This is a genomic window from Rhodococcus sp. NCIMB 12038, from assembly GCF_002165735.1.
Lineage (GTDB): Bacteria > Actinomycetota > Actinomycetes > Mycobacteriales > Mycobacteriaceae > Rhodococcus_F.
Genome location: NZ_NHML01000008.1, coordinates 207690 through 227155 on the forward strand (window position 1 = coordinate 207690; position 19466 = coordinate 227155).

The following is a 19466-nucleotide window of genomic DNA, read 5'->3' on the forward strand; positions in this document are numbered from 1 at the left end:
TCGAGAACCTCCTCGAACGTGTCGCTGGGCTCGGCGGTCGCGCGAAGCACCAGGGTGTTGACGAACATGCCCACCAGGTTGTCGAGCGCCTCCTCGCCGCGTCCGGCGACCGGGGTACCGATGACGATGTCCGTCCCGGCGCCGAGGCGGTGGAACAGCACCACGAGGGCTGCGTGGGTGACCATGAACAACGTCGTGCCGGTGCTCTGCGCCAGATCCGCAAGACGCCGATGGACGTCGGCGGGGATCGTGAACTCGACGCGACCACCGCGATACGACATCTCGGCGGGCCGGGTCCGGTCGGTGGGCAGTTCGATCACCTGGGGCACTCCGGCGAGCACCGACCGCCAATGGTCGATCTGCCTGGCGGACAGGCTGTTCGGGTCGTCTTCCGACCCCAGGAGTTCACGCTGCCAGAGGCTGTAGTCGGCGTACTGCACCGGGAGTGGCGCCCAGGCGGGCGCGTGACCGGCCGCGCGTGCCGCGTACGCGACCATCACGTCGGCGGCCAGCGGCGTCATGGACCAGCCGTCGGCGGCGATGTGATGAACCACGAGGACGAGAACGTGCCGGTCGGGCGCCTCCCGGAACAACCCGGCGCGCAGCGGTGTGTCGGTGGTGAGGTCGAATCCGGCACCGCCGAGGGCCGTCACCGCGACGGTGAGCGACTCCGCGTCGACGTCGATCGGATCCGTCTCGGCGAGCACGCTCACGACGGGCACGACCAACTGGTGGGGACCGTCCGCGGTGTCAGGGAAGACGGTGCGCAGCGCCTCGTGCCGTTCCTGGACGTCACCTAGCGCCGCTCGCAGGGCGTCCCGGTCGAGTGCGCCGGTGAGCCGCAGGGCGATCGGCAGGTTGTACGCAGGCGACGCCGTGTCGAACTGGTTGAGGAACCACATGCGTTGCTGTGCAACGGAGAGGGGCACGCGGGCGGGTCGTTCCCGCGCCTCCAGCACCGGACGCAAGTCGGCCCGCGGGCCGGTGTTCGCCGCCGCGACCGCCAGTTGCGACACCGACGGCGACTGGAAGAGGTCCCGGACCCCGATCCGCACACCGAGGGCGGTGTTCACCCGGGACACGACCTGGGTGGCCGTCAGCGAGTTGCCGCCGAGGTCGAAGAAGCTGGTGTCGACGCTCAGTTCGGGCAGGTCGAGGACGTCGCGGAAGATCCCGACAAGGATCTCCTCGGTGACCGTCCTCGGGCGCACGACGTCCGCCGAACGTGCGGCGAAGACCGGTGCAGGCAGGGCGCCCCGGTCGAGTTTGCCCGCCGGGGTCAGCGGCAGCGAATCCAGCACCATGATCGACGACGGCACCATGTACCCGGGAAGACGCTCTCCGACGAACTCCGACAACACCCGGATGTCGACGTCGGTTGCCGGCGCCGGCAGCACGTACGAGACCAGGCGACTGTTCCCGCTCTCGTCGTCACAGCCGACCGTGTGAGCGAACTCCACTACCGGATGCGCAGCCAACGCGGCATCGATCTCACCCAATTCGATCCGGAACCCCCGGATTTTGACCTGAAAATCACTGCGGCCCAGAAACTCCAGGACCGGAGGCCCGTCCGGGGCGGTCACCCAGCGGACCACGTCACCCGTGCGGTACATCCGCGCGCCGGTGCCGAACGGGCTCGCCACGAAACGCTCCGCCGTCAACCCGGCCCGACGCACATAGCCGCGAGCCAGACTGGAGCCGAGGACGTAGAGTTCACCGCGCACGCCGGCCGGGACCGGACGCAACCGGTGGTCGAGGACGACGAGATCGACACCCACGGTCGGTGACCCGATACTCACCAACTGCCCAGGCGCCATCGGTCCGGTTGCGGACGACATGATCGTGGTCTCACTCGGACCGTACGCATTGACCATGATCCGGCCCGGCGCCCACCGCGCCACCAACTCCGGCGGGCACACATCCCCCGCCACCACCACCGTTTTCAGATGGTGCAGCCCGCGGTGATCGAGCGACGCCAATGCCGCCGGCGTGCAGAACGCGTGTGTCACCCATTGCTCGGCAAGGAACTCCGCCAACTCGGTGCCACCGTAGATCGTGGTCGGCGCCACCACCAGGGTCGCCCCCGCACACACCGCCATCACCAACTCGAACACCGAGGCATCGAAACTCGGCGACGCGAAATGCAGCACCCGCGAATCCGCCGACACCACCAGACGGTCCCGCTCGTCCGCCGCGAGATTCACCACACCCCGATGCGAAACCGCCACACCCTTCGGCCGGCCCGTCGACCCCGACGTGTAGATCACATACGCCGGATGATCGACCGACAACGCCCGCGTCCGGTCGGCGTCCGTGACCGCATCCGCGGGATACGCCGCCGCGGTCGCCCGAAACTCGTCGTCGTCCAATACGATCCAGTGCGTGCACTCCGGCAGACCGTCCCGCCACGCGGCAGTGGTGATACCGATCGGCGCACCACAATCCTCCAACATGAACGCGATGCGGTCAGCCGGATAGCTCGGATCGACCGGAACGAACGCGGCTCCCGTCTTCGCCACCGCCCACACACTCGACACCGACTCCCGCGACCGCGGCAACGCCAGCGCCACCATGACCTCCGGGCCGACCTGGAGGTCGATCAGGAGGCGGGCCAGCCGGTTCGACGCCTCGTCCAGGGCGCGGTAACTCAGGGTGTCGGCGGCGAGTCCGTGCCCGGGCGCGACGAGGGCGTCGCCGTCCGGGTTGCTGCGGACGGCGCCGACGAGCAGGTCCGGCAGCGTGACCGGTGCGAATCCGGCGCGCCCGGCGGCCGGCACCAGGCTGCGGCGTTCGTCCTCGTCGAGGATCTGGAGGTCGCCGATCGGGCGCGGCGGCCCGTTGCTCGCCCATCCGTGCAGCGTGCCGGTGTCGGAGGTGAGGAAGGCGCCGAGGAATCGAGTGAAGCGGGCGTGGTGGGCGTCGAGGACGTCTTCGGAGTACAGGTCGGGGTTGGCCTCGAGGTCGAGGTTGAGGCTGGTGCCGGCGACGCCGTGATAGATGTTGACCGCGAGGTCCGTGACCGGACCGGTGGACAGCAGTTCGAGTCGGCCGACGATGCTGCCGAGGGTGATCTCGTCGTGGAACAGCATGACGTTGATCAGGGGGCCGTAGAAACCCTGGTGCTCGGCGGCCGCGTCGCGCCGGATGTCGATGTGCGGGTAGCGCTGGTGGCGGAGTGCCGCGGTGACTTCCAGCCGGACCGCTGCCACCAGATCGGTGTTCGTCATGTCGGGGCGCACATGCAGGCGAAGCGGGACGACGTTGGACACCATGCCGCCGGAGCGGCGGAGCAGCGCGGTGGTGCGCGCGGTGACCGGCAGACTGACGGCGACCTCCTCGCGTCCGGTCATCCGGGCGAGGTAGGCGGCGAAGGCGGCGATGACTTCGAACGCGGCCGACGAGTCGTGGCGGTCCGTCGCGGCGTCGAGGTGGTCGACGAGGGGGCCGGGGATCCGGCCGCCCGTCGTGCGGCTGCGTGCCCGCGCGGGCGACGTCCGGTCGACGAGGCTGTGCGGTTCGCCGATGGTCGATACCTTCTCGGACCAGTAGTCCCGGTCTGCGGCGTAGCGCGACGACGTCCGGTAGTCGTCGTCCACGCGGGCGACGTCGGTGAGTGCGGCAGCCTTGGACGGCGCGACGGCGCGCCCCTCGACGGCCGCCGTGTACAGCTGTGTGGTCCGGTCGATGAGCGTCATCGATCCCATGCCGTCGAGCGCGACGTGGTGGACACGGCTGTACCAGAAGTGACGATCCGGCCCGGTGCACAGGACCGCCGAGGTGACGAGCCGATCGCGGCACACGTCGAGCGGGGTGGTGTACTCCTGCCGCATCCACTCCTTGGCCGCCGCCCTCGGATCGGGCTCGTGCCGCAGGTCGACGAACCTGACGGACGCGTCCAGGGTCGGATCGACCAGCTGATAGGGAACTCCGTCGACCTCGACGAGGCGGAGGAAGGCGGAGCCGAGTTCGCGGCCTGCGGCGATCAGCGACTCCGACAGCAGCGTGACGTCGAGGGCACCCACCAATTCGACGCACTGCGCAATGTTGACGGGCACGTCGGGATCGAGCTGCTGGGCGAACCACATCCCCCGCTGAGCGGCGGAGAGTGGGAATGCACCGTCCGGAATACGATCCACGGCGGTCACGTCACCACCCGGCACAGCTTCGACCACCTTGTACGTCCTCTTCCCACTCCGGCGGTGGGATGAACCCACCGGCCACCCAAGAAACTCATAGTGACCTGCGAACCTGGGAATTAACCGAACCTTACCCGGGAGTACGCTTCAGGTTCCTATCGGACGTGCGGTGCAAACCGTTTCAGGGCGTCTCAGAATGTGGGCGAACGACGCTTTACCCCTGGGTATCACGTTTTGGAGCACCTAACCCAGCACTGCCCCACTCCTTCTGTCGAAGGAATGGGGCAGCGGTTGGTACCGGGGCGCTATCTGGCAGCCACGCCCCTGATCCTGGCGATCCGGTTCCGCAGCCCCCACTGGGTGACCTTGAGGAGGGCTTCGCGGACGATCCCGCCGCTCATCTTGGATTCGCCGATCTCGCGCTCCGTGAACGTGATCGGAACCTCACGGACCGTGAAGCCCTCCTGAATGGCCCGCCAAGCCAGGTCCACCTGGAAGCAGTACCCGTGCGACTCCACCGCGGCGAGGTCGAGTTTCTCGAGCACCTCGCGGCGGTATGCGCGGAATCCGCCGGTGATGTCCTTGATCTTCACGCCCAGCGCCAGCCGTGAGTAGATGTTCCCGCCGCGTGACAGCCACTCACGGTGCTTCGGCCAGTTGACCACCGTGCCGCCCGGCACGTAGCGCGACCCGAGGACGAGGTCGGCGCCGGCATCGACCCGGTCGAGCAGGCGATGCAACTGTTCCGGGGCGTGGCTTCCGTCGGCGTCCATTTCGACGAGGACGGTGTAGTCCCGGTCCAGGCCCCACCGGAAGCCGGCGATGTAGGCGGCGCCGAGACCGTTCTTCTCCGTCCGGTGCATCACGTGGATGCGACCGGCGTCGTCGTTCGATGCGAGGGCGTCCGCGACGTCGCCGGTGCCGTCGGGGCTGCCGTCGTCGACGACGAGAACATGCGTTCGCGGCAGCGCCGCGTGCAGGCGCCGCACGATCAGGCCGAGATTCTCCCGCTCGTCATACGTCGGAATGATCACCAGAGTCCGTGCGCTCGGTGCCCCGCTCTGCCCGGAATCGGTCTCCGATGCCATGAGGATCCTCCCTGCCGGCAACTGCCGGCGCCTTCTCGGTACTGCTGTGAATCGGTGTGCGAACGGTGCGTCGTCGTTGCACCACGGCGAACGCGACGGCAGCGACGGCGCCGAGACACAGAAGAATCTCCGGAATCGGGCCGAGCCGACTTGCCAGCGTAGTACCGGTGCTCAGCGGCACCTGCGACACCAGGGCCGCGGGGACGAAGAGTGGGGTCTGCTGCACTGTGGACCCGTCGGGCCCGATGATCGCGCTCACACCGCTGGTGGCCGCCACGACGACGGCGCGCCCGTGCTCCACGGCCCGCACCTTCGACATCGCCAGTTGCTGGTAGGTCATCTCGGTGTCGCCGAACGTGGCGTTGTTGGTGGGGACGGCGAGGAGTTCGGCGCCGCTACGTACCGACTGCTCGAACGCCCGGTCGAAGGCCACCTCGTAGCAGGTCGCGACGCCGACGGCGATCCCGTTCGCGTGCACGACGCCGTCGCCGTCACCGGGAACGAAGTTCCCCGCCCGGTCGGCGTAGGACGAGAAGTGCCGGAAGAATCCGCGGTACGGCAGGTACTCACCGAACGGCTGGATGATCTTCTTGTCGTGCCGCTCCTGCGGTCCGGCGTCGCCGTCCCACACGATCACCGAGTTGGTGGTGGTGCGGTCGGAGTTCACGAGCACCGCTCCCACCAGAATGGGTGCGCCGATCGCCTCCGATGCGCGGGAGATGTCGGCCGCGGCGTCGGCGTTGCGCAGCGGGTCGATGTCGGATGCGTTCTCCGGCCAGATGACGAGGTCGGGTTGTGGTGCCGCGCCGGACGCGACGTCGTCGGCGAGCTCGAGGGTGCGGTTCACATGATTGTCGAGGACGCGTTTGCGTTGGTCGTTGAAGTCGAGGCCGAGTTTGGGGACGCTGCCCTGGATCGCGGCGACGGTGATAGTGATCGTCCGGTCCCCCGAGTCCATTCCCGGCAGCGTCGGCCACAACGCGAGCGAGACGACCGTCGCGGCGAGGGCGGCGACCAGACCGCCCGCGAGCGGCCGCACCCAGTTCGCGGCGCCCCTTGCCCGGGCCCCCACCGTCACCGCGACGGACGCCAGTCCGGCACCGGTCAGCGCGACGGCGAAGCTGAGCAGCGGGGAACCCCCGATGCTCGCTAGCGGCAGGAACCAGCCCTCCGACTGACCGAACGCCAACCGCCCCCAGGGGAAGCCGCCGAACGGCACACTTGCCCGCAGCCATTCCGTCAGCGACCAGCACGCCGCGATCCACATCGGCGCCCAGCGCAGCCGCGACACCAGCACCGCGAGCAGCCCGAACAGTCCGATGAACAGCGACTCGACCGCTGCGAGCGCAAGCCACGGGAGGGCGCCGACGAACACCCCGATCCACGGGAGCAGCGGCACGAGGAAACCGAGTCCCGCGAGGTAGCCGTAGCCGAACCCCGCGCGCAGCCGCGGCGCCGCACCGCCGGCACCGGTGAGGACCAGCGTCAGCAGGGCGATGCCGAGGGGCGCGAGAAACCACAGGGGGCGGGGCGGAAATCCGGCGAAGACGAGGAATCCCGCGGCGACCGACAGGACGGAGCGCACGAGCACGCCTCGCTTTCCGGTGGTCCAGCGTGCCGTCGTGCTACCGCTCATGGACGACGCTCCCCCGGTGAACCGAACGCAGCAGGACCGGCGTGGGCGCGTCGTCCTCGAGACGTGGAAGGGCGGGCACCCGGGACCTGGGATCGGTCGACCACCGCTGCACGGAGTCTTTGGGGGCACTGACCACCAGTTCGCCCGCATCCCACACGGCGTACGACGCCGGTGCGCCCGGAGAGAGTGTCCCGGCGAGACCGTCGCGGACCCCACCGGCACGCCACGCACCGCGGGTGGCCGCCGAGAACGCCGCGCGCGGGGAGATCCCGCTGCCGGGCGTGCGGTGGTGGACTGCGGCGCGCAGCATCGCCCAGGGTTCCACCGGGGTGACCGGTGCGTCGGAGCTCAGCGCGAGCGACACCCCGGCGGAAGCGGCGGCAGCGAACGGGTTGAGAGTGAGGGCGCGATCGGTTCCGAGGCGCTGCGCGTACAGGCCGTCGGTTCCGCCCCACAGGGCGTCGAATGCGGGCTGGACGCTGGCGATCACACCCCACTGCGCCAGGCGCGCCGCGTCGTCTCCGGTCATCATCTCGGCGTGCTCGAGTCGGTGCCCGGCCGCCGCGATCGCGGGACCGCCCAGTTCGTCGGCGACGACGGCGAACGCGTCGACCGCGGCCCGGACGGCGGCGTCGCCGATGACGTGGAACCCGGCCTGGATTCCGGCGATCGTGCAGGCGCGCACGTGGGCGGCGATCTCGTCGACTCCCAGGTAGCTCTTGCCGATGCCGCCGTCCAGGTCCGCATACGGTTCGCTCAGCCACGCCGTGTGCGAGCCGAGGGATCCGTCGATGAACAGGTCGCCGCCCAGCGCGTGCGCGCCGGTGGCGTCGAGCAGCTTCCCGGCCTCGTCGGCGTCGGTGACCGCCTCACCCCAGTAGCCGCGGACCTCGACGCCGTGCGGGGTAGCGAGGAGTTCACGGAAATCGTCGAGTCCGGCGATGTCGGGTCCGCCACACTCGTGGACCGCGACGATGCCGCGCGAGGCGATGGCGTCGAGCGCGGCGATGCGGGCGGCGGACCGCTGCTCGGCCGTCAGCAGTGAGCGGGCGACGGTGCGGGCGGCGTGGTGCGCCTCGAAGGTCAGCGGTCCCTCGGACGAGAACCCGGAGGTCTCGCTCAGGCCCGGAACCGACCGGCGCAGGGCCGTCGAGCACACGGCCGAGTGGACGTCGATCCGGGACAGGTACACGGTGCGTCCGGGGGCGGCCTCGTCGAGTTGCGCCGTGGTGGGGCCGGTACCTTCCGGCCACGCCGATTCGTCCCAGCCGTGTCCCCAGATGACCGCGTCGGAATGGGTGCGGGCGAAGGACGCGAGCCGGTCGAGGCACTCGCGGAGCGATCCGACCCCCACCAGGTCGAGTCCGACGATGTTCAGGCCGAGCGCCGTGACGTGCACGTGAGTGTCGACGAACGCCGGGGTGACGAACGCGCCGCCGAGGTCGACCACCTCGGCGCCGGGGTGCAGCGCGCGGGCCGCGCGGTCGTCGCCCACCCACGACACGACTCCGTCGGTCACTGCCATCGACGTGGCGTCTGGTGCAAAGGAACTGTAGATTCGGCCGCCGACCAGCAGTTGTGTAGTCACAGGCAACCAGTCTGCCTGTTAGGGCAGAACGTGGGGATCACGGGTCGGGGTTCGGGGCTCCTCGTCGATCACTTCGCCCTCGAAGACCTCGTCGACCACCTCTCCCTCGATCACCTCACCGCGACCGCGCCGGGGTGCCCGCGCAAACGCCTCGGCTCCGGCCGCGACGGTCGCGGCGCGTCGTCCCGCCAGCAGGACGACGACGGGCCGGAGAGCCCACCGCGTGGGCGGAATGAGGAAGAGCAGTCCGAGCACCGAGGTGACCAGGCCGGGAACGAACATCAGGGCGGAGCCCAGCGCGACGAGTGCGCCGTCCGCGACCGCGGCCCCCGGGGAGCCTTCGCCGCCCGCCGCCCGGCGCAGTCCGTCCATCACACGACGCCACTGCGACCGCATCAGCAGCAGTCCGATCAGCGTTCCCCCGAGCAGGAGGAGCACCGTCCACAGCACGCCGATCGCGTGACCGACCAGGACGAGCGCGGCGATCTCCACCACTACGTACAACAGGAACAGTGCGGCGTACATGACGCCCCCTTTCGGACGGCCGGTTCATCGAGGGTCTGGGTCAACCGTCTGATCGTTCAACGTTCGAGGTCGCCGTTTTTCTCCCGGCCGCAGATATCGAAGCGGGCACGATGCTAACCCTCAAGTTGACATTGAGACTCTGCGCATGATGCAGTTCACTGCGATGGGGGTCTTCCGATCCCGCGCACAACGAGGAGCCGAAATGACTCGTTCCACCGTCTTCCGCCGAGCCGCAATCGTTCTCGCGTCCGCTGCCGCCTTCGGCATGCTGTCCTCGGGACCGGCGGCGGCAGCACCGGTCGCCGACTTCGCGAAGGGCGCCGCCGAACTGCAGGCGCTGGCCACCGAGGTCTCCCCCGCCGCGAGCGCCGCCGTCGACGCGCTTCTCGGCGCCAGCGTGTTCATCCCGAAGGACGTGCTCGAAGTCGGACTCACCACGCCGCAGGACTTCATGTACCCGTCCCCCACCCTCGGGTGCGGCGTCGCCGACAAGCCCGCGACGGTCACGCTGGCCAGCGCCCAGGGCGGACCGAACCTGTTCCCACAGATCAGCGCGAACCAACTCCGCTTCCAGGCGATCCCCGCCTACGTCGCGATCCCGCAGTCGTCCGAACTCAGCGTCGCGTGGATCAACCTCACCACGTTCCAGGGCGGCATCGTCAAACTCGACGACAAACTGCCGATCTTGGGCACACCGCTGCTGTCGAAGATCGTCGACACCGGCAAGGGCACGGTTCTCGCGACGATGTTCGGCACGGTCGGCTACGCCGACGCGGTCACGTGCACGGTGGTCCCGACCGTCGGCACCTTCACCGTCTGACCGCAGTACGCTTCCCCACCCGCCGGCCTACGAGCCGGGTCGCACCAGGCCCGTCTCGTAGGCCAGCACCACGGCCTGCACCCGGTCCCGGACGTTCAACTTGGTGAGAATCCGGCCCACGTGCGATTTGATGGTCGACTCCGACAGGAACAGCTGAGCGGCGATCTCCGTGTTCGACAGCCCGGTGGCGACCAACTGCAGAACCTCCCGCTCACGCTCGGTCAGCACGTCGAGGACCTCCGGGTCGCGCAGCGGCGCCGGACCGTCCTCGAGGAATCTCGCCAGCAGCCGGCGGGTCACCTTCGGCGACACCACGGCATCCCCCGCGGCCACGCTGCGAATGGCCGACACGAGGTCTTCCGACGGGGTGTCCTTGAGCAGGAACCCGCTGGCCCCCGCCCGCAACGCACCCATGGCGTGCTCGTCGAGGTCGAACGTGGTCATCACCAGCACGCGGCTCGCGACCCCGGACTCCAGGATCTGGGCGGTCGCGCTCACCCCGTCCACCACCGGCATCCGGACGTCCATCAGCACCACGTCGGGTTCGAGTTTGCGCACCGCGGCGACGGCCGCCGCCCCGTCGCTCGCCTCACCGACCACGGTGATGTCGTCCTGGGCGTCGAGCACCATGTTGAGGCCCATCCGCATCAGTTCCTGGTCGTCGACGAGTAGCACGGTGATCGGCACAGCGCCAACCTAACACCGCGCTCCGAGTGCGCGCGCGGCCCACGGGAAGGGGCGGTCACGAGTGGATAACCAAACCAAGACAGCCATTAGCCCTGGCATACGCTCGAAGTCTGCCTATGATCGAGACGGCGGACAGGTCGGAGAGCCCACGGATCGGGGTGTCCAGATGCGAATCGCGGATGTGTTGCGGAACAAAGGTCCCGCCGTGGCGACGGTGGATCCGGAAATGCCGGTCAGCACCCTGATCGGCGAACTCGCCCGGCACAACGTCGGAGCCCTGGTGGTCACGGAGAACGACGCCGTCGTCGGGATCGTCACCGAACGCGACGTCGTGCGCCGCATCCACGAACGCGGCCCCGACATCCTGAATGCGCGGGTCGTGGACATCATGACGACGTCGGTCTTCGCCTGCCTGCCGAGCGACACCGTGGACAGTCTCGCCGAGACGATGACCGAACGCCGGATCCGGCACCTGCCGGTGATCGTGGACGGCCAGTTGGTCGGCATCGTCAGCATCGGCGACGTGGTCAAGAGCCGGATCGGCGAGTTGCAGACCGAACGCGACCAACTCGAGTCCTACATCGACCACGGCTGAGCGAGGACCCCATGCCCCTGTTCGTCGTCGAGTACACGTACAGCCCCGAGACGTCGGCCCTTCGCGACGATCACCGAACACAGCACCGTGCGTGGCTCTCCGAACTTCTCCGTCGCAAGATCTTGCGATCGAGCGGACCTCTCGCGAGCGGTCACGGTGCGCTGTTCATCGTCGACGCCGAGGACGAGGGCGCGGTCGCACGGCTGTTCGCGCACGATCCGTTCGCCGAGGAGAACCTCGTGGCGAAGGTGCAGATCCGCGAATGGGCGCCCGCGATGGGCGAATTCAGCGAGTAGCACGCCGGAACCCATCGGCGGCGGGCGGTCCCGCGGCCTGGGGACTCAACCCGCGGAACCTGGACCGGGTGTGCCACCGGTTGCGCCTCCGACCCTGCGCCGTCGATTTCCCGCCAACCCGCGCCGCTAAACACTCACCGCGCGTACGACCTCGTCACGTTCGGGTTCGGTGGCTGCGCGGCGCCCGCGCCTGCCCTCTACGATGTCGCGGTGTCCACAGGATTGCTGAACCCACCGCTCGATCGGTCCACCCCGTCGCCGGTCGCGAACCCGCACCGGGCGCCGGCGATCCTCGCCGCGTCCGGCGCGGTGGTGGCGGCCGTGTTGTTCTGGGTCGTGTCCGGCAGCCTCACCGACGATGCCTACATCAGCCTGTCGGCCGCCCGGAACCTGGCCGTCCACGGCGAGTGGGCGATCGTGCACGGACTGACCGCGAACACGTCGACGTCCCCGCTGAACGTGCTGGTGCTCGGGGCACTGACGTTCCTGACCCGGTTGTGGGGCCCGGGCGATCCGCTGCTCGCGCTCGGGATGCTCAACGTCGCCGTCACCGCGCTGCTGGGGTGGGTGCTGGCCCTGATCCGGCGGCGACTCGGCCTCGGAACGTTCTGGGCGGCGCTCGCCGGTGCGCTGGTGGTGTTCAACCCGTTCGTGTTGTCGGCGGTCGGGCTCGAGGTGCTCCTGATCCCTGCCGCGGTCGCGGTGATGGTGTGGTTCGCGCTCGACGGGCGGGCCGTGTTGTTCGGTACGGCCGCGGGTACGGCAGCGCTGGTGCGACTGGACCTGCTCGTGTTCGTTCTCGTCATCGCGACCCTGTCGCCGGCGATTCGCGGCCAGGTGAGTCGGGCCCTCGCCGGCTTCGCCGCGATCGCCGGGCCGTGGTACCTGTTCAGCTGGCTCGTCCTCGGCTCGGCCCTGCCCGATACCTTCCTGATCAAGCAGGGCCAGGCCTCCGACGTGGGCGGGTTCAACTACCTCACCGGCCCGATCATGTACTTCGAGTCCAACCCGTGGCGGACCGTCGCCGCTTTCGGGCCCGCGGCACTCGGATTCGTCCTGCTTCTCCTCGCGCTCTTCTCGTACGCCCGCTACCGGAAGCGACCTGCGCCCTTGCCCGGGGCGATCCTCGCGCTCGGGCTGTCCGGCGCCCTGTACTACATCGCCTACGTCGTCCTCGACACCGTGCCGTACCACTGGTACTACGTGGCGCCCGCAACGACGCTGGCGATGTTCGCCGTCCTCGCCGCCGGCACTTACTGGACGGCCGCTCGCGACACCACGGACCGCGCCGCCGTCGGTGCACTCGCCGGTCTGCTCGCCGTGCTGGGCGGCGGCGCAGTGTATTTCGACGTCGAGGGCGGCCTCCCGTGGGAGGCACCACCCATTTTCGGCAACTGGGCGAGTGCGCAGGACTACGAGCGGGTCGGCCGTGCGGTCGGGGCACTCGTCGGGGACGCACCGGTCCGGTCTCCCGGTGAGATCGGCACGCTCGCGTACTTCTGCGAGTGCGTCATCGTCGACGAGTTCTCCGACCGCGGGTTGGTGGTCGAGGACCGGTTGGTGCCGCGGCTCGCCGAGGCCTCCGAGCCGGCGCGAACGCTGCTGCGCGCCAACTACGCGTTCTTCGACTACCGGCTGGCGCCGGTGAACCCCGCCTTCGACCTCCGGTACGGGGAGGGCCGCGGTCCCGGCGGTCCGATGTCGTGGGAGGTGTTCTCCGCGGCCCGCGGAGTCGGCCACTTCACCCTGGTGCCGCTCACCGCCGGCTGAGGCGGCGGCGTGGAACGCCTTCGACGATTCGGCGCGGACCGTCCTCGAAGATCTCGTAGCCGGGGGTGAGGACGTGATCGGGATCGAAGGTGCGCTTGGCCTCACGGAGGCGGTCGAACGCAGGCCCGAAATGCCGGCGCCAGTCTTCGGGTGACATGGGGAACGCGCTGACCGGGTAGAGCGTGCCGCCGTTGCGTCGGACTCGTTCGTACACGGCCCGGTTGGATTCCACGAGCCGGTCGGCGTTGCCGCGGTCGGCGGTCGTCGGCACCCGGACGAGGTTGAACGCGAAGCACAACTCCTCCGCGGGTGTGCGCAGCAGCGGACTGGTGATCGCCCCGGTGCGGATCGGCGACAGGACGATCTGGCCGAGTGCGCCGAGGTCGTGTGCGGGGTCGATCCTGCCCAGCTCGTCGTCGACCACGTACTCGACCCGGGAGTCACCGATGAACGTGGTGATCCAGGGATGCGGGTGGAACCACTGACCGTTGGCGCGCAACGCCGATTCCAGCCCGGCCAACCGGTCCAGGTAGTCGGGATACGGAATCGTGCTCGGCTTCCGCCCGGCCGGATCGTCGGACAGGCCGGCGAGCAGGACGCCGTCGTCCGGTGGGCTCCCGGTGAAGAACTTCGCGACGTCCACCTGGAACGCCACTCCACCGGACGGTGCTGCCGGAATCGCCCCCTGCACGGCATCGAAGCGGCCGTCGCGAACCAGGAGACGCTCGTCCCGCAGCATCGTCGCCAGGTCCGGGTAGGACAGCACGAACCTGCGGACCTGCTGCGGCGCCTCGACGAGCGCGAGCGTCGCCTCGGTGATCACGGCCACCTGGCCGAGGCCGGCCCGCACCGCGTCGAACAGGTCCGGGTGGTGCTCCGCCGAACAAGTGATCGTCCGCCCCGCACCGGTCACCACGACCATCGAGAGGACGTTGTCGCTCTGGACGCCGTGCCGCCAGGTCGTGCCTCCGACGCCCCCGACGGCGAGTGTCCCGCCGACCGACAGCCCGAGGTAGTCGGTGAGCACGGTCGGGGTCTTTCCCTGCGGCAGCGTGGCGGCGAGCACCTCACTCCACGTCGCGCCCGCACCGACGACGATCCGGTCGCCCCGGGCCCTGCCGACGAGCCGCTGAGTCGACATGTCGGCCACGACACCGTTCGGGGCGGACGATCGTCCCCACACCGAGTGCCGCTGTCCCTGCGCGGCGAACGTGCGGCCCCGCTTCGCGGCCCAGCAGATCGTCGCGGCGACGTCGGCGGTGGAACCCGGCAGCAGAACGACGTCCGGCGACGTACCCACCAGGTGCCCGAAATCGTCGGCGGTGGCGGCGCGCGTCCCCTGGTCGAAGCACAACTCGCCGTCCAATGCCGGTGGCGGCACGTCCCTTTTCCGTGCGGCGGACACGCCGGTGGCTACCGCCGCAGCGCCGGCAACGGCGGCAGCGATCAACACGGTTCGACGAATGGAACGCATCAGGTTCTCCCCCGATAAATTCTACGACCGGGCAGCCGGTGTCTGCCGACCGTCACGTGCTCGCCGGGTCCCTCGTCGTTTCGAGTCGCTGAAGCAGGGCGCGTGCTCCGTCGAGGAACAGTTCGAGTGCGTCGGGATATGCACTGCGGTCGGAGAGTCCGACGAGAAGTCCCGCGGTCGCAGCGATATGCGGGTGCGTCTCGGCCGGCAGTTGCGTGTAGGACGATCGCCACAGTTCCCGGTCGGACTCGCGGACGTCGTCGGGTAGCGCGAGTTCGGCGCCATCGAGTGCGGCGAACGCCAGCATCTGATCGACGAACGCCCGGTAGAGGCGGACGGCTGCACCGTCGGGAAAACCCGCCGCACGCAGTATTCCGAGAATCGTGTCGACGGCGGCTTGCTCGGACGCGCGGCCGCTGACCCTGCTGGCCGACAGGACTGCCGCCTGCGGGTGGTCCAGATATGCCGCATGTGAACGTATTCCGAGTGCGTACAGGTCCCGCCACCAGTCCCCGGTGGGTTCCCAGCCGTCGAACGACCGGCCGATCAGCTCGTCGGCGATCGCCAGAGTCAGGTCGTCGATGCCGTGGAAGTACCGGTACAGGGTGCTCGGGTCGGCACCCAGCGCAGCCCCGAGACGACGGGCGGACAACCCTGCGCTGCCGTGATGCCGGAGCAATCGCAGCGCCGTCTCGATGATCGTCTGTTCCGAGAGAACGACGCCCTGCTTCGTCGGCCGGTGTCTCCTCCTGGGCGAGTCCGAGACCATCTGCTTCGCCAATTCCGGGCTCCTTCCCTCGCACCCTGCCTTATGCCAACACCGTTGACCATGTCGACATCGACAGTGTTGCATGTCACACGCAGGGAGCGAAAGCCCAGGCACCGGGCACGACACATCTGGATCGGCGCGTGACATCGCACCCTCCCCACCCTTCGAGCGAAAGCGACGCAGATGGCAACAGTGAACGACGGCGCGGCCGGCGCACCCAGGGCGACGGCCTCCCGCAAATCCCTCGGTGTCATGGACGGCATTGCGATCGCCGCCTCGAGTACCGCGGCGACGACCAGCATCGGTGTCGGACTGGGAGTCGTCGCCACCGTGGTCGGGCTCCAGATGCCGGTGGTGCTGTTGCTGGCCTTCGTCCCCATCCTGGGAATTGCCAGCGGATATGCCCGGCTCAACCGGGTCGAACCCAATTGCGGCAACAGCTACGTATGGGTGGGCCGCAGCCTCAGTCCGTGGCTGGGCTTCCTCACCGGCTGGATGGCCATCGTCGCCGTCGTCGTGTTCATGGCCTACACCACCGCGATCGCCGGGTCGGCGATCCTGCAGCTCGGCGGCATGGCCGGCGTGCACAGTGTCGCCGGACTCCCGCTCGATCCCGATTCCACACTGCAGTCGACGCTGCTGGGCCTCACCGTTCTGGGAGCGGTGACGTTCACCGCCGTCCGCGGCGTCGCGGTCGCGGCACGGCTGCAGAAGTACCTCCTCGTCTTCGAGTACGTCGTGCTGATCGGTTTCTGCACGTACGGGCTGTTCGCCGGGAGCCAGCCGTTCTCGCTCTCCTGGTTCAACCCCTTCGAAATTCCGTCGTTCGCCGTGCTGGCGCAGGGCATGGTGATCGCCGTCTTCTTCTACTGGGGTTTCGAAGCGGCGTTCAGCGTGAGCGAGGAGGTGCGCGATCCGCGCGACGCGTCCCGCGCCGGTGTGATCACCGTCTTTCTGGTTCTCGGCTTGTTCCTGCTCGGAGCCGTGGCATTCCAGCGCGTCCTCACCCCCGCGGAACTCGCGGACAACGGGACCGTCGGACTCGCGTATCTCGGCGAGGCGCTCGCCGATCAGCCGCTGGCCGCGCTCCCCGTGGTGGCGCTGATGTTCTCCGTCGTCGCTTCACTCCAGGCCACTGTGATACCCAGTGCGCGTGGACTGTTCGCGATGGCCAGGGACCGCACCCTCGGCCCGGTGTGGACCCGGATCCACTCCCGTTACGGAACCCCCGCAGCCGGTACCGTGCTGCTCGGCGGCATCTCCGCCGTGGTCGCGCTGCTGGCCACGGTCATCCCCAAGCTGAGCGATCTTCTCGGGGCAGGCATCAGTTCGATCGGACTGGTGGTCGCACTCTGGTACGGCCTGACGGCACTCGCGGCCGCTGTGCGGTTCCGCGGACTCCTGCGGGAACATCCGTGGGAGGGACTGCGCGCGGTCGTGTTTCCCGCGCTCAGTGCCCTGGTGTTACTGGCGCTCGGCGGATATCTGGGCTGGATCTTCTACACCTCCGCCGATCACCTCGAAATCAGCGCGACCAACGGATGGTTTCAGCTGCTGTTCCCGGTCGTCGTCGTGATCTCGGGACTGATCGTGGCCGCGCACGCGAAATGGGTCAGCCGATCACCCTATTTCGTCACCGGCCGCGGAACCGACGCCGACGACGCGACCCTGCTCGCCGGAGATGCGCCCACAGAAGCCACCGTCACCACCCGCTCCTGATCAGCCCACCGCCGCGTGCTCCGAATACCGACGAAAAGCACTTCCCGACAGGAGATTCTCGATGTCAGCACTACCCGCAGATCTGGTCTTCACCGGCGGATCGATTGCCACCCTCGATCCGGCCCGCCGCCGAACCACGACGGTCGCCGTCACCGGGGGCCGGATATCGGCCGTCGGCCACGACGAGGTCCGAGAACTGATCGGCGCCCGCACCGAGGTCGTCGACCTCACCGGCAGGCTCCTGCTGCCCGGCTTTCAGGACGCGCACATCCATCCTGTGGTGGCGGGCCTCGAGCATGCCCGCTGCAACCTCACCGGCACGAGCGATGCCGATTCCACCCTCGCTGCCGTCCGCAGCTATGCCGACGCTAACCCGGAGTTGCCGTGGATCGTGGGCGGCGGGTGGTCGATGGAGGCGTTCGACGGGGGCACACCCACCGCGCAACTCCTCGACACCGTGGTGCGGGACCGGCCGGTCTTCCTGCCCAATCGCGACCACCACGGCGCGTGGGTGAACACAAGGGCCCTGGAAATCGCCGCAATCACACGTGAGACTCCCGATCCCGTCGGCGGACGCATCGAACGCGACGCCGACGGCGAGCCGACCGGCATGCTCCAGGAGTCCGCGATGGACCTGGTCGGCCGCCACACCCCGCAGCACACCCCCGACGACCGGCTCGAGGCACTGCTCCACGCCCAGCAGTACCTGCATTCGCTCGGCATCACCGCCTGGCAGGACGCGCTGCTCGGTGACACCTCCGGAATCTCCGACGTCTCGGACGCCTACCTGACCGCGTCCGGCGACGGGGACCTCACCGCTCGCGTGGCGGGCGCACTGTGGTGGGATCGCGACAAGGGCGCCGAGCAGATCCCCGACCTGCTCCGGAGGCGTTCCCGTCTCCGCGTCGGGAGGATGCGGGCCGACACCGTGAAAATCATGCTCGACGGTGTCGCCGAATCCCGCACCGCGGCGATGATCTCCCCGTATCTGGATGGATGTGGCTGCGCGACCACACATTCCGGCACCAGCTTCGTGGACCCGGACGAACTGCAGGGCTACGTCACCGAGCTCGACGCCCTCGGATTTCAGGTGCATTTCCATGCGCTCGGCGACCGGGCCGTACGGGACGCGCTGGACGCGGTCGAGGCCGCCCGGACTGCGAACGGATTCCGCGACACCCGCCCTCACCTCGCCCACCTGCAGGTCGTGGACCCCGAGGACATCCCCCGGTTCCGCGCGCTCGGTGTCACCGCCAACATGCAACCGCTGTGGGCCGCCCACGAACCGCAGATGGACGAGCTCACGATCCCGTTCCTCGGCGACGAACGCACCCGACGGCAGTACCCCTTCGGTTCCCTGCTGCGCTCGGGTGCAACGCTGGCGGCCGGCAGCGACTGGCCGGTCAGCAGTGCCGACCCCATCCATGGAATCCATGTCGCGGTCAATCGTGTACTACCGGGTCGAGACGGTCAGGGGCGTCCGGTGTTCCTACCGGAGCAGCGGATCGACCTCACGTCCGCACTCACCGCCTACACCGCCGGGTCCGCGTATGTGAATCACTTCGACGACACGGGGAGCATCGAGGTGGGCAAGCTCGCCGACCTGGTGATCCTCGACCGGGATCCGTTCACCGGACCCGCCGAGCTGATTGCGGAGACCCGGGCAGTCCTCACCTACGTGGGTGGCGACCGCGTCTACGCGGCACCGTGCGCCTGACGTCCCTTGCAGGCGGCACCCCCTGCGGATGCCGATCGGCCGACCCTCGTGGCGCCGATCGGCATTCGCGACCACACTGGAGGTGTCCCGCCGAAGTCAGGAGACAGTGATGGGCGACAACAGGCCGTTCGGGTTCGACCCCGACGATCTCGACCGCGTGATCCGTGAGGCCGGCGAGGAGTTGCAGGGCGTCAAGGACCGGATCGTCAGGTTCCTGGACCAGGCGGATTCACAAATCCCGTGGACGGGTGTGTTCGCGGACTTCGCCCGGTCTCCGCGCGCCGCGCCGAAGCCGGAGACGACCGGGGAAACGGGCGACGGTGTGTGGGCGATCTACTCCGTCGACGGCGAGGGCGTCGCCCGCGTCGAGCAGGTGTATGCCACCGAACTCGATGCCCTGCGCGCGCACAAGCACAACACCGATCCCCACCGTTCGGTGCGGTTCCTCCCTTACGGCGTCACCGTCAGCGTCCTTGACCAGCAGGAGGACTCGACGCCCCGGGAAACGGAATGAGTTCTCGGTAGCCAGACCTCCCACGCGGCGACAAAACGCGCCGACTCCCCGCGTCCACGAGCCTCTCGAGGGTGTCCCGATCAGCGCCCCGGAATGACGATCGTCACCGGACTACTGGCATGGACCGGGCAA

At 69.0% G+C, this 19466-nt stretch carries 15 protein-coding genes (1 of these 15 only partly in view); 7 read left to right on the forward strand and 8 right to left on the reverse strand.

Annotated elements, in window-relative coordinates; genetic code table 11:
• From CA951_RS14215 to CA951_RS14235, 5 genes are all read right to left on the reverse strand, one after another.
• Nucleotides 1-4172, reverse strand: partial view of a non-ribosomal peptide synthetase gene (locus tag CA951_RS14215; protein WP_087557437.1) — the start only. It extends 26899 nt beyond the left edge of the window; only the first 4172 of its 31071 coding nucleotides appear in the window; its start codon is at nucleotides 4170-4172; its stop codon lies beyond the left edge, outside the window.
• Between the two features lie 269 nt (nucleotides 4173-4441).
• Nucleotides 4442-5224, reverse strand: coding sequence for a polyprenol monophosphomannose synthase (locus CA951_RS14220; protein ID WP_087557438.1), 783 nt, complete (start codon nucleotides 5222-5224; stop codon nucleotides 4442-4444).
• Nucleotides 5151-6860 (reverse strand): apolipoprotein N-acyltransferase, encoded by a 1710-nt coding sequence (gene lnt, locus CA951_RS14225; RefSeq protein ID WP_087557439.1) that lies wholly within the window; start codon nucleotides 6858-6860, stop codon nucleotides 5151-5153. Before lnt ends, CA951_RS14220 begins: the two co-directional genes overlap by 74 nt.
• Complete coding sequence (locus CA951_RS14230) at nucleotides 6850-8454, reverse strand: amidohydrolase (protein ID WP_087557440.1); 1605 nt, start codon at nucleotides 8452-8454, stop codon at nucleotides 6850-6852. The genes lnt and CA951_RS14230 overlap by 11 nt, the downstream gene beginning before the upstream one ends.
• 12 nt (nucleotides 8455-8466) lie before the next feature.
• The gene (locus CA951_RS14235) at nucleotides 8467-8973 is read right to left on the reverse strand and encodes an FxsA family protein (protein ID WP_087557441.1); all 507 of its coding nucleotides are present in this window, start codon (nucleotides 8971-8973) and stop codon (nucleotides 8467-8469) included.
• Between the two features lie 202 nt (nucleotides 8974-9175).
• Between CA951_RS14235 and CA951_RS14240 the strand changes: the two genes are divergently transcribed.
• On the forward strand, nucleotides 9176-9793 hold the full coding sequence (locus CA951_RS14240) for a hypothetical protein (protein ID WP_087557442.1): 618 nt from the start codon (nucleotides 9176-9178) through the stop codon (nucleotides 9791-9793).
• A 27-nt stretch (nucleotides 9794-9820) separates the two neighbouring features.
• Here CA951_RS14240 and CA951_RS14245 read toward each other — a convergent pair whose 3' ends face one another.
• Nucleotides 9821-10480 (reverse strand): response regulator transcription factor, encoded by a 660-nt coding sequence (locus tag CA951_RS14245; RefSeq protein ID WP_087557443.1) that lies wholly within the window; start codon nucleotides 10478-10480, stop codon nucleotides 9821-9823.
• Nucleotides 10481-10646: 166 nt separating this feature from the next.
• Between CA951_RS14245 and CA951_RS14250 the strand changes: the two genes are divergently transcribed.
• From CA951_RS14250 to CA951_RS14260, 3 genes are all read left to right on the forward strand, one after another.
• Nucleotides 10647-11075 (forward strand): CBS domain-containing protein, encoded by a 429-nt coding sequence (locus CA951_RS14250; RefSeq protein ID WP_087557444.1) that lies wholly within the window; start codon nucleotides 10647-10649, stop codon nucleotides 11073-11075.
• 11 nt (nucleotides 11076-11086) lie between these two features.
• Nucleotides 11087-11371, forward strand: a complete 285-nt coding sequence (locus tag CA951_RS14255; protein ID WP_087557445.1) for a YciI family protein — start codon at nucleotides 11087-11089, stop codon at nucleotides 11369-11371.
• 210 nt (nucleotides 11372-11581) lie between these two features.
• On the forward strand, nucleotides 11582-13141 hold the full coding sequence (locus tag CA951_RS14260) for a hypothetical protein (RefSeq protein ID WP_087557446.1): 1560 nt from the start codon (nucleotides 11582-11584) through the stop codon (nucleotides 13139-13141).
• On the opposite strand, the gene CA951_RS14265 is transcribed toward CA951_RS14260, so the two are convergent.
• Nucleotides 13128-14615: an FAD-binding protein gene (locus CA951_RS14265; protein WP_256973620.1), complete on the reverse strand. Its 1488-nt coding sequence runs from the start codon at nucleotides 14613-14615 to the stop codon at nucleotides 13128-13130. The genes CA951_RS14260 and CA951_RS14265 overlap by 14 nt on opposite strands.
• Before the next feature lie 52 nt (nucleotides 14616-14667).
• Nucleotides 14668-15396, reverse strand: a complete 729-nt coding sequence (locus CA951_RS14270) for a TetR/AcrR family transcriptional regulator (RefSeq protein ID WP_087557448.1) — start codon at nucleotides 15394-15396, stop codon at nucleotides 14668-14670.
• 171 nt (nucleotides 15397-15567) lie between these two features.
• Here CA951_RS14270 and CA951_RS14275 point away from each other — a divergent pair, with 171 nt between their 5' ends.
• The 3 genes from CA951_RS14275 (at nucleotide 15568) to CA951_RS14285 (ending at nucleotide 19334) form a co-directional block, all read left to right on the forward strand.
• The gene (locus CA951_RS14275; protein WP_087557449.1) at nucleotides 15568-17103 is read left to right on the forward strand and encodes an APC family permease; all 1536 of its coding nucleotides are present in this window, start codon (nucleotides 15568-15570) and stop codon (nucleotides 17101-17103) included.
• Nucleotides 17104-17164: 61 nt separating this feature from the next.
• Entirely contained in the window at nucleotides 17165-18820 is a 1656-nt protein-coding gene (locus tag CA951_RS14280) for an amidohydrolase (protein ID WP_087557450.1), read from the forward strand.
• Between the two features lie 109 nt (nucleotides 18821-18929).
• Nucleotides 18930-19334 (forward strand): hypothetical protein, encoded by a 405-nt coding sequence (locus tag CA951_RS14285; protein WP_087557451.1) that lies wholly within the window; start codon nucleotides 18930-18932, stop codon nucleotides 19332-19334.
• Nucleotides 19335-19466 lie beyond the last annotated feature (132 nt).